Origin of the sequence: Lysinibacillus sp. UBA6686, assembly GCF_002455205.1 — a bacterium.
In the GTDB taxonomy this organism is placed as follows: Bacteria; Bacillota; Bacilli; order Bacillales_A; family Planococcaceae; genus Lysinibacillus; species Lysinibacillus pakistanensis.
Map to the genome: position 1 here is coordinate 1 of NZ_DKJS01000011.1, position 15511 is coordinate 15511.

Annotated in this window: 16 protein-coding genes; 12 read left to right on the forward strand and 4 right to left on the reverse strand. The window is 37.5% G+C overall.

The genetic code is table 11. The annotated features are described in order from the left end of the window. Nucleotides 1-47: 47 nt before the first annotated feature. Nucleotides 48-908 carry an endo alpha-1,4 polygalactosaminidase gene (locus tag B2R82_RS02875; protein WP_286923425.1) on the reverse strand — a complete coding sequence of 287 codons (861 nt, stop codon included), beginning with the start codon at nucleotides 906-908 and terminating at the stop codon, nucleotides 48-50. Nucleotides 909-1156: 248 nt separating this feature from the next. Here B2R82_RS02875 and B2R82_RS02880 point away from each other — a divergent pair, with 248 nt between their 5' ends. From B2R82_RS02880 to B2R82_RS02890, 3 genes are all read left to right on the forward strand, one after another. Then, nucleotides 1157-1507, forward strand: a complete 351-nt coding sequence (locus B2R82_RS02880; RefSeq protein ID WP_286923426.1) for a hypothetical protein — start codon at nucleotides 1157-1159, stop codon at nucleotides 1505-1507. A 454-nt stretch (nucleotides 1508-1961) separates the two neighbouring features. Continuing rightward, on the forward strand, nucleotides 1962-3593 hold the full coding sequence (gene abc-f, locus B2R82_RS02885) for a ribosomal protection-like ABC-F family protein (RefSeq protein ID WP_286923486.1): 1632 nt from the start codon (nucleotides 1962-1964) through the stop codon (nucleotides 3591-3593). Between the two features lie 65 nt (nucleotides 3594-3658). After that, nucleotides 3659-4486, forward strand: a complete 828-nt coding sequence (locus B2R82_RS02890) for a hypothetical protein (RefSeq protein ID WP_286923427.1) — start codon at nucleotides 3659-3661, stop codon at nucleotides 4484-4486. A 99-nt stretch (nucleotides 4487-4585) separates the two neighbouring features. On the opposite strand, the gene B2R82_RS02895 is transcribed toward B2R82_RS02890, so the two are convergent. Together B2R82_RS02895 and B2R82_RS02900 are read right to left on the reverse strand one after the other, a co-directional pair. Continuing rightward, nucleotides 4586-5077, reverse strand: coding sequence for an SRPBCC family protein (locus tag B2R82_RS02895; protein ID WP_286923428.1), 492 nt, complete (start codon nucleotides 5075-5077; stop codon nucleotides 4586-4588). A 106-nt stretch (nucleotides 5078-5183) separates the two neighbouring features. After that, nucleotides 5184-6584: a PLP-dependent aminotransferase family protein gene (locus B2R82_RS02900; RefSeq protein WP_286923429.1), complete on the reverse strand. Its 1401-nt coding sequence runs from the start codon at nucleotides 6582-6584 to the stop codon at nucleotides 5184-5186. A 113-nt stretch (nucleotides 6585-6697) separates the two neighbouring features. Between B2R82_RS02900 and B2R82_RS02905 the strand changes: the two genes are divergently transcribed. The 3 genes from B2R82_RS02905 to B2R82_RS02915 all read left to right on the forward strand — a co-directional run bounded on the left by B2R82_RS02905 (nucleotide 6698) and on the right by B2R82_RS02915 (nucleotide 8987). Next, nucleotides 6698-7657 (forward strand): proline dehydrogenase family protein, encoded by a 960-nt coding sequence (locus B2R82_RS02905; protein ID WP_286923430.1) that lies wholly within the window; start codon nucleotides 6698-6700, stop codon nucleotides 7655-7657. Beyond that, the gene (locus B2R82_RS02910) at nucleotides 7654-8541 is read left to right on the forward strand and encodes a DMT family transporter (RefSeq protein WP_286923431.1); all 888 of its coding nucleotides are present in this window, start codon (nucleotides 7654-7656) and stop codon (nucleotides 8539-8541) included. Before B2R82_RS02905 ends, B2R82_RS02910 begins: the two co-directional genes overlap by 4 nt. 86 nt (nucleotides 8542-8627) lie before the next feature. Continuing rightward, on the forward strand, nucleotides 8628-8987 hold the full coding sequence (locus tag B2R82_RS02915; RefSeq protein ID WP_286923432.1) for a YybH family protein: 360 nt from the start codon (nucleotides 8628-8630) through the stop codon (nucleotides 8985-8987). Here B2R82_RS02915 and B2R82_RS02920 read toward each other — a convergent pair. Beyond that, nucleotides 8976-9776: a sulfite exporter TauE/SafE family protein gene (locus B2R82_RS02920; RefSeq protein WP_286923433.1), complete on the reverse strand. Its 801-nt coding sequence runs from the start codon at nucleotides 9774-9776 to the stop codon at nucleotides 8976-8978. The genes B2R82_RS02915 and B2R82_RS02920 overlap by 12 nt on opposite strands. A gap of 310 nt (nucleotides 9777-10086) precedes the next feature. On the opposite strand from B2R82_RS02920, the gene B2R82_RS02925 reads away from it, so the two are divergent. The 6 genes from B2R82_RS02925 to B2R82_RS02950 all read left to right on the forward strand — a co-directional run bounded on the left by B2R82_RS02925 (nucleotide 10087) and on the right by B2R82_RS02950 (nucleotide 15505). After that, nucleotides 10087-10656: a nucleotidyltransferase family protein gene (locus B2R82_RS02925; RefSeq protein WP_286923434.1), complete on the forward strand. Its 570-nt coding sequence runs from the start codon at nucleotides 10087-10089 to the stop codon at nucleotides 10654-10656. A 16-nt stretch (nucleotides 10657-10672) separates the two neighbouring features. Beyond that, nucleotides 10673-11167, forward strand: a complete 495-nt coding sequence (locus B2R82_RS02930) for a DinB family protein (RefSeq protein WP_286923435.1) — start codon at nucleotides 10673-10675, stop codon at nucleotides 11165-11167. Then, entirely contained in the window at nucleotides 11149-11979 is an 831-nt protein-coding gene (locus tag B2R82_RS02935; protein WP_286923436.1) for an AraC family transcriptional regulator, read from the forward strand. Before B2R82_RS02930 ends, B2R82_RS02935 begins: the two co-directional genes overlap by 19 nt. 215 nt (nucleotides 11980-12194) lie before the next feature. Beyond that, nucleotides 12195-13178, forward strand: coding sequence for an ABC transporter substrate-binding protein (locus B2R82_RS02940; protein ID WP_286923437.1), 984 nt, complete (start codon nucleotides 12195-12197; stop codon nucleotides 13176-13178). A 313-nt stretch (nucleotides 13179-13491) separates the two neighbouring features. Then, the gene (locus B2R82_RS02945; protein WP_286923438.1) at nucleotides 13492-14481 is read left to right on the forward strand and encodes a FecCD family ABC transporter permease; all 990 of its coding nucleotides are present in this window, start codon (nucleotides 13492-13494) and stop codon (nucleotides 14479-14481) included. Next, complete coding sequence (locus tag B2R82_RS02950; RefSeq protein ID WP_286923439.1) at nucleotides 14474-15505, forward strand: FecCD family ABC transporter permease; 1032 nt, start codon at nucleotides 14474-14476, stop codon at nucleotides 15503-15505. The genes B2R82_RS02945 and B2R82_RS02950 overlap by 8 nt, the downstream gene beginning before the upstream one ends. Nucleotides 15506-15511: the final 6 nt, after the last annotated feature.

Consider the following 15511-nt stretch of genomic DNA (forward strand, 5'->3'; position numbering starts at 1 on the left):
TAGTTTTTCAACACTATGAAAATAACCTCCATTGTTGGAGGTTATTTTTACTGCCATGTATTGTAGTAAGACCCCGCTGGACTAAAGAAGAATTTAAAATCATATTTTTCAGCCAATGCACGACTTTTCACTTCATCATTAAATCCAATTGTCATAACCTGTGTACCAAACTTTTCACGAATGTGAACTAATTGCTTCATCATATCCAATGACCATTCATCTTTCCCAACTACCCCATATGTAAAGTCTTCCCACATAATAAAATCTACATATGGAGCAGTATAATCAGCTAGCGTTTGAAAGCCCCAATTTTGTGCAATGGATAGTCCATTATATTGTTGCTTTATCTCTTTAACAAAGGACAGCATTGCTTCATTTTGTGCATGTTGTTCTTTTTCAGGTAAGAAAGAATTGATATTGCCAACTGTATCTAAAAAAACACCATCTAACCCTTTTTGTACAATCTGTGTTTTAATTTCTTCTAGTAAAAGCTCTTGATAATGTGCAGAGGTTATATCCACTAAATAGGAATCCCATTCCGAGAAATACATTTTTTCTCCATGGTCATCCCTATAAAAATCCTCTTCCAGTAATTGATTATATAGCTCTGAATTCCACTTATCTGCCTCCATAGTATTTATATAACCATACACTAATGTCCCATTGCTTTGAGCCTGATCAATATAATGCTGTTGCATTTCAATAGGCTCCACTATGACTAGATCAACTTTAGCCATTTCTTTCCCAATTGTTTCATTACCTTTATCTAAATAATATTTGTAATCCTTCACTGCTGCTAGTCTTTCTGAAATACTGATAGATTCAACTGTATGATTTGTCGAGAAAAAATAGATGCAAATACCCAAGGATAATAGGATTATTGTAAAAATAAAAGCAGTTTTTCGCATACGTTCCCCTCTTCTTGAAATAACTACCTTTTATTATATAAGATTCGTTAGTTGATTTGTTAAGTATCCATTTCGCCTAGGCGTAATTGTAGCTACTGCCGCTACGCTTTCGCGCAAAAAACAGCTGCCGCTTTGCTTTTGATACAAAAAACATTTGCTGAATGAAGATAATTGTATCCTCTAGGCAATAGTGCAACAGTTATTCGCCCTTTTTCATATACTGACTTAAGAAAAAGGGGGAGTTTGTATTGTATTATAATCCATATGGGGAAAACTTCCAACGGCCAGGTTGGAATGAACCTAATTTTGAGCCATCGTTTGGACCACCTAATTTTGGACCACCAGCAGGTCAAATGCCGATGAGCACACCACCAGGCTTTTCACCACCTATTCCAGCCTGGCAAGTAGGCTCAAGTGGTATCCGCTCCTGCCTATTTAGAAATACGTTTATTTGGATGAATAACGGGAGAAGTTTTTGGTTTTTCCCAACTGCGATAGGGCGGGAGTTTGTAGCAGGTTTTAGATGGAGCAATCGCTATGGTTGGCGCTTCCGTACCATTACTAGAAATAGCATACGTTCCTTTGAATGTTTTAGGTAATATCCATTTCGCCTAGGCGTAATTGTAGCTGCTGCTGCCGCTACGCTTTCGCGCAAAAAACATCTGCCGCTACGCTTTTGCACAGATAATGAATGAAGATAAATAGTTGGCTTTTAGAAAAATGATGTTACAATGATTGTAACGAAAAATGAAGGGACGATGGGTGGCTAATGAATAACTAATCTTAATTTTTGTACATGAAAAAGTTTTTTCAATGACTCAAAAATAGGATTAGTCTGCCCATTTTCCATAACTATAGTTGTTTCGCTATTAATTTGTTAATGCATAGTTGAGCTTGTTTTTCCTATGTTATAAAACAGGAAACTGAGCATTTTTAGTAATGGATCGCAAAGATAGCATTCAATTATTTGTGCATGATAGTGTTGCGACTAATCCTTCCAAAATAATTGGAGGGATTTTTTTGTCCCTCTAAGATAGAGAGGGATGGATGCGTATGAAGGAAATTTTGCAATTACAGGATGTTCGATATGAAATTAACGATACAATAATTTTTGACAATGTTTCAGGTGCTGTTAAACAAGGTGAGGTAATTGGCATCATCGGAAGAAATGGTGCTGGTAAATCCACATTATTACAATTGATCTCAGGTTTATTAGAGCCCTCTATGGGACAGCTACGTTGGCTATATTCTGTAAAAGTTGTATATGTCGAGCAAGAGCTGGCTTATTTTGATTTAACGGAGGTTACCACGAGTGAGGCTGATTTACTTGCGAAATGGCGAGTTCCCAACGTACCCTTTTCTACATTAAGTGGTGGAGAAAAGCTAAAAATGCGACTTGCAGAAGGTTTTTCCCAAAACGCCCAGCTACTCTTACTTGATGAACCAACAAATCATCTGGATGAGCAGAGTACGGCTTTATTAATAGAACAAGTAAAAGATTACACTGGGACAATCATTGTAGTATCCCATGATCGGTATTTTCTAGATGAGATTGCAACAAAAATTTGGTCATTGGAAGAGGGAAAGCTTATTGAGCATAGTGGTAATTATTCGAGCTATATGGAGGCCAAAGAGCATCGAAGGCTAACGCAGCAGCGAGCATTCGAAAAGCAGCAAAAAAATATTGAACGAATAGAGGATCAAATGCAAGCATTAACATCGTGGTCTCAAAAGGCACATGTGCAATCTACAAAGCAAGAGGGATTTAAGGAGTATCATCGTGTCAAAGCAAAGCGAATGGATTCACAAATTAAGTCAAAGAAAAAAAGATTGGAGAAGGAGTTAGCAAAGAATAAGGTCGAAGCAATTGCCCCTGAAGATGAAATACGTTTCACCTTAGGTACAAATCAACGAGTAGGTAAGAGGATGCTAGAAACAAAGCGTTTAAAGATGCGTTTTGAAGAACGGCTACTGTTTCAGGATGTTAATTTGACAGCTAAATTTGGTGATAAAATTGCTATAACGGGAACCAATGGCAGTGGAAAAACGACATTATTAAAAATACTTTTAGGTCAGTTAAAGGCTGAGGGAGAGATTTGGATATCTCCTGCAGCAAATATTGGCTATTTAACACAAGAGGTATTTGATCTGCCACTTGAGCAGACACCAGAGCAATTCTTTTATAAAGAAACCTTTGAAGAGCGCGGTAAGGTTAGAAATCTCATGAAGCATTTGGGATTTACCTCAGCACATTGGTCTTCACCAATAGGTAAGATGAGTATGGGAGAACGGGTGAAATGCAAACTGATGGCGTATATTATAGAAGATAAAAACGTTCTAGTTTTGGATGAGCCAACAAATCATCTTGATTTACCATCACGTGAACAGCTGGAGAAAACTCTTGCTCAATACAAGGGTACCTTATTTGTAGTATCACATGATCGATATTTTCTTGAAAAGGTGACGAATAGCGTCTGGGAGCTATGCCATCAGCGTATCGAGAAAAAATGGAGCGATAATTCTCCCTCAGCAGTTGATACTAAAGAGGCACTACGTTTAACGCTTGAGACAGAAAGACAGGAGATATTAGGAAAGCTGAGTTTTTTAACAGCAAAGAATAAGGAATATGCATTGCTAGATCAAAAGTTTAAGGAGCTAACGCAGCGGATTAATGAACTAAAATAAACGTTTATGCCGATAATGGATAGGGAAAAATAAAATAATAAAGCATTTGAAATGGAGGCAATATCATGAAAAAACTACTTTTTGCATTCATGCTATTTAGTTTTACTATCATCAGTGCCTGCTCTGACAGTGATGAAAAAAATAATTCACAACCTGAAAAAGACCTTCCATCACAAGAAAATCAACAACAGGAAGAGCAACAGACACCTGAAAAGCAGAATGAAAAGCCAGCAACCAATGGCAATAACGATAATACGGTAGCATCCATTACACAGGCGGAAGCTTTAAAGAATATTAAGGATCAGCTTAAAACAAACCTTCCAATTTATTTGCCAGCAAAGCTTCCTATTCCAGAGGGTGCTTTCCTAACGGCGACGACCAAGGCTGAGGACCAACAAGTTGAAATTATATTTTATGAAAGTGAACAGTATTTGCCGATTAATGATATTAAGCTTAAAAATCCAGAATCTGCGACAGTGCTTGCACGACTTACTGTGAAGCAATATGGAAGTACCAAAGAAGCCAATGAACAAATTGCCTTTGAGAACTTTAGTAAAAATGGTGGTCAGGAGGTCGATCTTAGCAATAAGATTAAAGGCTATCAGGATGCTGGCGTTGGTTCCTTATGGACTGGCTGGAATGAGGGAAGATGGGCAATAGCAACTCATACTAGAACAGACAATCCAGATGCTGGTATAAAGCTTGCAAAGCAGGCAGTTCAGTTTTTGGAAACGCATATGCTTCCGATTCCAAAGCAAAACGGCTCTGCCCATTTAGATGTTTATAAAACAGGAAATTTAATTGTTTGGCAGGATGAAACCCTTGTCTATACGCTGGATACCATAAAAGATCCGCTAAAAGCACTTGAAATAGCAACAGCGTTTTATCACTAATTAAAACCCTCCTAGAGCAGAGAATAGCGCTCTAGGAGGGTTTTTGGATCGATTTAGAGCAAGTTAAAGCTACTCTTTAAAATCCAGACGCAATTACGCTTAATTCTTTTTTACTTCTGCTACAAGCTTTTTATATTCTGTAAACTGTTTCTCCCACTCTTCCATTGGAAATTCCTCATGTATCGTTCCATTTAATAAGTCTGACAGTAGGTCCAAGCATATATGCCAGCCAGCTAAATCTTTAGGAGTATGCGCCGTTAATTCACCAATTGATTCTGCCAGTAGAAGTACCGAGCCGTTGTCGGTAGGGGAGAGCTCAAATCTGACCGTATCATTGCCCCAATTAAATTCAAGTACCTCTTTTTCCACATAATCTGTAATCTGGATTTCTAAAAAGGTAGCTGTGCCATCATTCATATTAAAATGGATTTTTCCATTTTTCTGTAGATGGATGATTTCTAAATTACTCATCCATTTTTGAAGCTTGTCATTTTCCGTTAAAGCAGCCCAAATTGTTTCCGTTGGATGGGGGAATAAGCGACTGAACTTGACGATATAATGATTTTGTTGTTTTTGAATTGTAGCAAGCATGGGGTAACCTCCTAGTTTTTTAAACTATAAGCATTGATTGTCTATTTTTAAAAGATTCCCTATAAAAGTAATTATATTCACATTTTCTTTTTAAAAGGTGATTCCTCTATTTTACTATTGAATTCAATGCTTGCAGTAGTCTTTCTACGCCTTCTTCAATTTCCTCCTGCTTCAAATGTCCATAGCCAATAATTATTCGATTATGATAGTTTCCCTTCGCAATGGTATGATTCTCCACTGGGTATACTTTAACGCCAAATTGTTCGATTTTTAACAATATCTCTTGGGAAAAATGAATGTCTTTAAATTCAACTACTAAATGCATGCCTGTGGAGTAACCAAGTATCTTTATGTTAGTAGAAAAGGCTTTATGTAAACATTGTATAAGAAAATCACGTTGCCTTTTATAAAATTTCTTCATCTTTCCGATATGGCGTTCCAAGTAGCCTTCGTTTATAAAACGTGCCAGAATAAGTTGTTCTAAAGAGGGTGTATGTAAATCTGTAAACCACTTTAGCTGTCTGCATTTTTCAATAAGATGTGTCGGTAAAACGATATATCCGATGCGTAGTGCAGGAGAGAGAATCTTACTAAAGGACCCAATATACAGTACATGTTCTGGATCTAAACCTTGTAAGGAGCTTATGGGTAAGCCCTCATAGCGAAATTCACTATCATAATCATCTTCAATCAAATAACAGTGCTGATTTCTTGCATAATGGACTAATTGAATTCTGCGCTGTATTGGTAATGTCCCACCTAACGGAAATTGGTGTGAGGGTGTGAGAAATATAAATTTTGGGACTATATTTTCCGGCAATAATGCAGTTTTCATTCCATCTTCATCAACAGGGATGGGATAAATCGTAGCACCAGAGGATGTAAAGATTGTTTGAATATCATTCGTAATAGGATCTTCCATTATGGCTATGTCATTTGGCGACAAAAGTAATCTAGATACTAACGTCATTGCCTGTGTAGCACCAGACGTTATGATGATTTGCTCTGGATGACAATGTACTCCCCTCGTTCTCTTCAAATAATAAGCCAGGGTTTGTCTTAATTCTAGACGACCCTCAGGTAAATCATAGCCCAAATTCGTTGATTCGCTATCATTCCACAGCTGATGTGAGAGCTTTGCCCAGATTTTGCGCGGAAAAAGGTCTAATGCTGGAATTCCTGAACGAAAATTAATGATGCCATTCTCTGCATATTTATGATCGACTTTCTGTATTTCATGTGAGGGATCTGTCCTAGTTAAAGAGGCCCCCTCTGCAACAAATGTACCCGAACCTCTCTGTGCAACTAAAAAACCTTCAGCTAAAAGTTGGTCATAAGCCTCCAATATGACATTTCTTGAAACGTTTAGCTCAGTAGAAAGCTCCCGGGTTGATGCTAACCTTACGCCTGCTTGTAGTTCGCCGTTTAAAATTTTTTCACGAATTTGCTGATAGACTTGCCGATTTAAAGGTATGGCTGAAGAACGGTCAATTGGTATCCATAACAATATATTTCGCCTCCTCTTGAAATTGGTACCTTAAAAATTTCTACAAAGTGGTTCTACAGCTACCAATTTTACCATGTTAAAGTACAGACAAATAGCAATAAGGAGGAATAAAGATGAGAAATGCAGAGGAATTAGTGATTCAAGCCTTAAAATCAGCAGCAAGAAATGAGCAAACGAAACATGCCATTCAGCAATCAGTAGAGCTTTACCCGTTATTATGGAAGTCGGCAAAACGTTATGTTACTGGTGAAAAGAGACAGGAGGCGATAAGAATTGCTCAGGATTTTATCTCAAATGATTATCAAATATCATTAGAATTTATTGGTGAAAATACAAAGGATATCGTGGAATGTCAAAAGGCGAAGGAGGAACTTTTGCAGCTTATAGAGGACACGGGGACTATTTCATTCAACCAAACTGTATCGTTTGATTTATCTCATATTGGCCTTTCAGTAAACGTAGATCTTGCCTATCTACATTTACAGGAGCTTGCACAGAAAGCACAGCAGCATGGTATTACGTTGATGATTAGTATGGAGGAGTCCTCCAAGACGAGCAGCATTATCGAAATCTATAAAAAAATAGCTATGCAATATCCGAATATAGGGATTACGCTACAAGCCCATCTTTATCGTACAGAGGCGGATATTGAACAGTTGATTCAATATCCAGGAAGAATAAGGCTGGTAAAAGGCGCTTTTCAGGAGTCAGACGATATTGCGATGGCAAGATCAAAGGAATTAAATGAACGTTATCTTCATTTTGTTGAACAGTTACTAGAAGCAAAGCATCCAATTTCAATTGCAACACATGATATGGCGCTTATTCTAGAAATGGAGAAGCGTCGATACTTTCAACAGCCAAATGTGGAGATAGAGATGTTATATGGTGTACAGCCAGCGTTGTTACAGCAATTAAAAAAGAACGGATACCCATGCAGAGTTTATTTGACGTATGGAACTGAGTGGTTTTTGTACCTATGCCACCGTATTGCAGAATATCCAGAAAATTTATATCTTGCCGTAACAGATATAATTAATCCTTCAATCTTAGAAAATAGTGAGGATTATTGAATACGCAAATGTGGGCAAGTGGAAAAGTTATACTCGCGATGACTATTGTTGGTAGCTCGGTTGTAGCAGGTAAGCTCATCATACAAAGCTTTCCTGTATTTTTAGCAAATGAACTGAGATTTCTTGTTGCATCTGCTGTTCTAGTACCTTTATGGATGAAAGTAGAGGGTTTTTCAGTGCTAGCTAAAAAAGATTATTTATCGATCTTCCTACAGGCATTGTTTGGTGTCTTTCTGTTTAATGTTCTAATGCTTAATGGTCTTTCACTTACCTCAGCAATCGAGGCTGGTATTATTACAAGTACACTACCAGCTTGTACCGTTGCTCTGTCAGTTTTCCTATTAAAGGAGCATTTGACGAGAACTATCGGGCTTGGTGTACTAATGGCTGTTATTGGAACAGTATTAATAAATATTACTAGCATATCTATGATAGATTTGACCTCATTAGCCGGTAATCTTCTTATTTTGGGAGCTATTTGTTGTGAATCCTTATTTATTATATTAGGAAAATCTCACTCTAAGCGAGTAAGTGCTCTCACTGTTGCTACAATGGTAAGCTGCTTTGGAGCAGTGTTGTTTTTTCCTTTTGCTATAGCCGAAAGTCGTTCCTTTGCTTTTAAAGAAGTGACTTTTGCTGAATGGGGGTTAGTAGTCTATTTCGGAATCATTGTAACCGTGCTGGCATTTATTCTTATGCAGCAAGGGCTTGCAAGGATTTCTGCAACATCAGCGGGCATCCTAACAAGCTTTTTACCGATAAGTAGCATCGTGTTATCCTCGTTAATTTTAGGTGAAAATATTTCATTCCTACAATGCGGAGGATTTGTATTTATTTTAGGAGCTCTTTATTTGCTGTCTAAGCCATCAGCACAGATTGGATAAACCTGAGTTAACCGCTTGTGAAGGTGAATAAAGTATTTCATGGTGACTTATTTTCCGTTACTATTGTTAAAAAAGGAGGGATTTTCTTGACGTATCAGCAAGCTTTAGCACAATATATTACAGCTACGAATTCCCATGATTTTAATAATGTAAAGGAAATATTGCATCCACAGGCGGTCTATTGGTTTACCGATAAAACATGCACTACCTTAGAGGATATAGGTAATTACTTTAATCACGCATGGCAGGTAATCGAGCAAGAGATATATTCGGCAACCGATGTACAATGGCTTACGGTGGATGGAAAATCAGCTACCTGTATTTATACATACCATTATGAGGGTTACCATAAGGGGAATTTTATATCAGGTAGCGGAAGGGCTACAAATATATTTATAAAAGAAAATGATAAATGGAAGTTAATTCATGAGCATCTAAGTAGTTAAGATTTTTACTATCACTTGAATAAGCAACAACGAAATGATGAGTGTTAGTAGTATTTTCGCTGCCTTCATGGGTATTTTTGGTAGAACTAAAAGCCCCAACTGTGAGCCAATAATAGAGCCTACTGCCATCGCAATCGCATATTTCCATTGTATAAAACCAGATTGATAAAAGACTAAAAATGCCCCTGTACAGCTTCCAAACAGAAGCACGCGCGTAAGCTGTACAGCCTTTATGTAAGAATAGTGCTGGCGTAAATAGTGTAATATGCTGAAGGTGGAAGAGCCAGGACCAAAACCACCATCATATACCGCAATTAAAAATGGCTGCCATAATAGATAGCCTTGTTTTGTCTCATTTTCGTCTGACTGTGCAGCCCATTCTATTCTTTTTAACGTTAGAAACAATACGAGAATGAGTAGTAGACAAGCTATCATATTCATGATCTGCTCTGACATGGCTATTGTTAGAAGTGCCCCGCAAACACCTCCAGTAAATGCAATAGTGACATATTTCAGAATAGAAGCTAGACGAAGCTCCTGCTGATAAAGAAGGTAGAAGATACTAGATAATGCAGCAATGCCTGTAGAAAATTTATTTGTGGCAATACCGGTATGTATAGGTATACCCACAAGCATCATGGCTGGGATTGTTATAAGCCCGCCACCCCCAGCAAGGGTACCAATAAAGGCAGCGATCATTCCTATACTAACGAGTTTTAATGAAAGCCTCGTATAAAAAAGTCCAATTACAATGATAAGAGTGACGATTAAAATAAAAGATTTTTTCATATGCATCTCCTTTCGCTTTGCTAGTTAAAGGGTAGATGGAATTGATTGATAAATCTAATATATTATTTTTGGATTTGTATAAATATAATATATAAATTAAATTTTGTAGCTCTATAAGCTGTGAGGAGATCAGCTTTCAATTCCTAGCTGCTTAGAGGCAGAAATGCATGTCCACTTGGATAAAATAAATAATTTCATTACTATAGTAATGAATGGAAGAATATTTTTGAAATAGAATGTAGAGGAGATTCACTATGAAGCAACATGTCTATCAAAACATCGATCTTGGTTCAGAAAGCGTACTGACACGATGAAGCATTTAAAAACAGAAGTAGAGTTAAAACACTTAATTGCAGCAGATAGTTGGATGATGGAAATCATAGCTACTGTAGAGAGGTTAGAGCTACCAGATTCCTGGATTTGTGCTGGATTTATTCGTTCAAAGGTGTGGGATTATCTTCATCATTATGAAAGTAGAACACCTTTAGGTGATATTGATGTGATATATTTTGATAAAGCGAATCTTTCAGAAAAAGATGAGAAAAAGTATGAACAAAAACTAAGGGAATATTTACAGAATGAGCCGTGGTCTGTGAAAAATCAGGCAAGAATGCATGTAGTGAATAATACTAAACCCTATCAGTCTTCAATAGATGGAGTTGCTCATTTTCCTGAAACGCCAACAGCTATTGGTATAAGGCTTAATAATGGAATTCTTGAAATTGCTGCTCCCTATGGAATTCAGCATTTAATTTCTGGGATTGTCGCTCCTACACCATATTTTCAAAAAGACTCGCCAATGCATGAAATTTATAAGCGCAGAATTCAGCAGAAAAATTGGACATCCATTTGGCCAAAGCTGCAGATTGCTTACGATTAGGAAGGGGATATAGTGTTTGTATTACGATAAAAATCAAATACTCATTCATTATGAAAAATCTCTACAATTTGTGGAAGGTTTATTGCATCTGACGGAGGAACAATGGCGTTCACCTATTGAACCTGGAAAATGGACAGTAGCAGAAGTAATTGGACATCTTGCCCCATGGGATGAATTCGTGTACCAGCAACGACTACCATATCTTTTGGCTGATGAAATTCTACCAAAGGGACCAAATGCTGAAGATATAAATACACATGCCGCAAAGGAAAGTCGATTAAAAAGCAAGGAAGAAACAATCGAACAATTTTTACAAAGTAGAAATTTACTAATGGGTGCAATTCAACAAATAGAAGACCAGAAATGGCTGCAATCATTGAAAATAGGTGTTTCTGAATTAACGTTATTAAGTTACTTTACGGGTTTAATAGATCATGATCTTCATCATTTTTCACAAATCCAAAAGGTTTTAAAAAATGTGGGAGTTGAAAAATGGATATTAAGCATTTAATTGACTACTATGCGCATGTAAATGTGAAATTTACGGATATCTTTACAAATAAAATGAAGCCTGGTCAAATTGATAGAGGACGAACAACCGCCCCTGGGAAGTGTGGTCTTGTTGTTCCACTTTCAGGAAGTGCAAGCTTTAGTTTTAATGGTGCACCATACACAATGGCGCCAGGTATGGTTATACATGCAGGACCTCAAATGCCGATTGAAATTAAGGTTATTGGTGATCAAATATGGGAATATGCAGTGGTCCATTATTCTATCCCTTTAGAAGAAACAAATAAATATCCTTTAGCGAATCAGCATTTTTTAATCGATACAGGCTATCATACAAAAATTATAGATTATGTCCAACAATTAATAGAGAGTCAATCATTGCCGGGAAATATGGCACTATTGAAGTCTAAAACGTTATTTATGAATTTGCTAGAGACTATTCTTATTTCGGCAAAAGTGAAGATTCTTGATACAGCAAGTGACATTATGGAGCAAGCTATGCAGTATATAAATGAAAACTACGCTAAGCAAATATCAGTTTCAAAGATAGCCAAGGAATTCGGTGTAGAGCGTCGCAGATTTGCTTATTTATTTGAGCAACATACAGGTATGAATCCTAGCACATACTTAACTGAATACCGAATGCGGAGAGCGAAGGATTTATTGGAGTATCATGATACTATGATAGCGGAGGTAGCAGAATGTGTAGGCTACTTCGATTGCTTTTATTTTAGCCGAGTTTTCAAAAAATGTACGGGAATGTCCCCGACGGCCTATAGGAAAACAATAATAGAAGAAGCTAAATATGTATAGAAAGCTATTTCTTGAAAAAGAAATAGCTTTTTCTGTGAAATAAAAACGGCAAAAGTCCATGTGATTCATGAAATTATCCATTCACATCTGTTTTTCTCTTTGTTAGGATAATATCCGTAAATGATAATCAGTATCAATTAAAAGACTGATTTCTATTGACTTATAGATGAAAACGATTATCATTATCAATAGAGAGTTATAGGGAGAGAATATAAATGAATAAATATTTTAAAATGTGTGCGCCTGCTTTATTAGCTTTATCCTTGGCAGCATGTGGATCAGATAAGGTAGAAGAGTCAAATGCATCTTCAAACAATGCAGCAGAAACAAGCGCGACAGAATCTCAAACAAATGAGGCCAAAACTCAGACAATCTCTTATTTAGGAGAAAAATATGAACTTCCTGCTAAAGTGAATAACATTGTAGCAGCAAGCTTAGAGTCCATGGAGGATGCTGCAATGCTTGGTATTAAGCCAGTTGGGGTACTTGAAATTGGTGGCAAAGTTCCTTCATATCTTGCTTCTGAATTTGAGGGTGCTAAGCTTGTGGGGAACAAAATGGAACCGAATGTGGAAGCCATCCTTAATCTTGATCCAGATGTAATTATAGGTACTTCCAAGTTCCCTGAGGAAACTGCTGAAAAGCTTAACAAAATTCAGACGATGATTCCATATTCACATATCTCTACAAACTGGAAGGAAAACTTCACTTTACTTGCACAGCTTACTGGTAAAGAAGGTGATGCAAAAAAAATCATTGCCGATTATGATGCCAAGGTGGCTGATGCACAGGCTAAATCGAAAGAGCAACTTACGGACAAACAAGTATTAGTTATTCGAGTCCGTGGCGGAGTAATGTATATTTATCCAGCAGGCGTTTACTTAAATCCAGTTTTATATGAGGATTTAGGGGCACCAATTCCTGAAATTCTTAAAACAACAAAAGCTCAGGCTGAACTTTCACTTGAAACATTAGCGCAGGTAAATCCAGACGCAATTTTCCTTCAGTTTGAGGAATCAGAAAATGCAGATGCACCAAAAGCATTAGAGGATTTACAAAAGAATCCGATTTTTGAAAGCTTAAAGGCATCACAAAATCATCAAATTTTCGTGAATGCAATTGATCCGTTAGCTCAGGGTGGTACAGCTTGGTCTAAAGTGAAATTCCTGGATATTGCAGTAGAAAAATTACTTAAATAGTTTTAACGAGGCTGGTAATAGATTTGGTGGCATCACCAGGCTATTACCAGCCTTTTATAAGAGTATAAAAAATGGTTCATCACCAAAAGATGTGGTTGACATTTTTAATTGTAATAGTAATTGACTGGAGCGGAGCCAGTGTGACTCCTAGGGGATTAAGCGTCCTGGATGAGACCCTGGAGCGAGCAGCGCGAGTGAAGCGGCTCATCGGACGCCCCCTGGAAAGCACACTGGCGGAGCGGAAGTCAACCACAAGTTATGGTGAAGAGCAAAAAAATAGAAAAAGGTGTGGAAGTTGAAAAAAACAAACATAATGGCATTTTCAATAGTAGCAGCTTCTCCATTTTTAATTGGGATGATAGCATTAGTCTCCGTTATGTACGGAACAAAGGACATTAGTGCCATCACAATATGGCAGGCGATTTCTGCATTTGATCCCTCGAATGTGGATCATCAAATTGTTAGAACTGGTCGTATTCCTAGGATCGCTGCAGTTTTATTAGTGGGCGCATTTTTAGCAGTAGCTGGCGCCGTTATGCAGGGGATTACACGAAATTATTTAGCATCACCTTCCTTGATGGGTGTAAATGATGGCTCAGCATTTGTAATTACGTTAGCTATTGTATTTTTCCCAGGTCTCCCTAACTACCAAATGATTCTGCTTTCTATGATTGGTTCGGCATTAGGAGCTGGGATAGTTTTTGGATTTGGTTCATTAATTCGTAATGGATTATCCCCTGTACGTCTTGCAATTATTGGTACAGTTATTGGTACATTTTTAAGTAGTATAGCCACAGCCATTGCAATGTATTTCCAAGTATCTCAAACCGTAAGCGTATGGTACAACACGAAGGTACATATGGTGGATATGAATATGCTGCTGTTAGCTATTCCATTTGGTTTAATCGGTTTAGTCCTGGCCTTATTATCAGCGAAGGCTATTACAATCACTTCTTTGGGTGAAGATATTGCCATTGGGCTTGGGCAAAAAACAACAGCGGTGAAAATCATTAGTATGCTAGCTGTCGTATGTTTAACAGGTACGGCAGTTGCACTTGTCGGAAAGATTGCCTTTGTTGGATTAGTTATCCCGCATATTACACGCTTCCTTGTTGGGGTAGATTATCGTTTTATTATTCCTTGTGCGGCGGTAATAGGCTCGTTTTTCCTAGCACTTTGTGATGTGCTAAGTCGTTTTGTCAATTTCCCATTCGAAACGCCAATTGGTGTTTTAACAGCATTAGTTGGGGTTCCATTCTTCTTGTATTTAGTTCGTAAACACGGGGGTGAAAAGCGTGCGTAAAAAAGCCTCAAGTGTATTTGTTATGACCGCTTCAATACTTATTTTATGTATTTTGGGTGCCAGCTATCTTCATATTACAAATGGCGTATTTGATATGTCAGTGATGGATGTCATCAAAACATTACTGCGTATTGAGCCTAATCCAAAATTCGATCTTGTTATTTTTGAATTTCGTTTACCGCGTATTGTCATAGCTGCCCTTGTTGGTGTTGGCTTAGGTATGGCAGGGGTTGTTTTACAAGGTATTACACGCAATGGTCTAGCAGATCCTGGCATTTTAGGAATCAATGCTGGAGCTGGAGCAGCTGTTGTTATATTTATGTTTTTCTTTCAATTACGTTTAGTGACTGCAGATATGAGTAGCTGGATATCTATATTAATGATGCCCCTATTTGGATTTGTCGGAGGGGCAATAGCTGCTATTCTAATTTTTTCCTTTGCCCTAAAAAATGGTCATTTAGATATGCAACGTTTAATTTTAACTGGGATAGCTATTAATAGTGGATTTGGAGCTTTATCGTTATTTTTATCATTAAAAATGAGTGCCCAAGATTATGAATCAGCAGCAGTTTGGATGGCTGGCTCTATCTATAATGCTAACTGGATTTTCGTAGTAACGATGCTGCCATGGCTGATTCTATTAGGTATTTATGTGCATCGTAAATCATATTTACTCGATTATTTTCAGCTGGAAGAGGATAGTATTACTAGTCTAGGGATAGCGGTTGAAAAAGAGAAGATGAAGCTACTTCTAGCAAGTGTTGGTCTAGTCAGTGCCTGTGTATCGGTGTCAGGTAGTATTGGCTTTATTGGATTGATGGCACCACATATTGCGAAACAGCTTGTTGGCATTCAGCATCGTTATGTTATGCCAGTAAGTGCATTAATTGGCGCTAGCTTATTAATTTTAGCTGATTTTATTGGAAAAACAGTATTTGCACCGTCTGAGCTGGCAGTTGGTATTGTTGTTTCCATTATAGGAATTCCGTATTTCTTATATTTATTAGTGAAATCAAAGGCATAGGAGGGA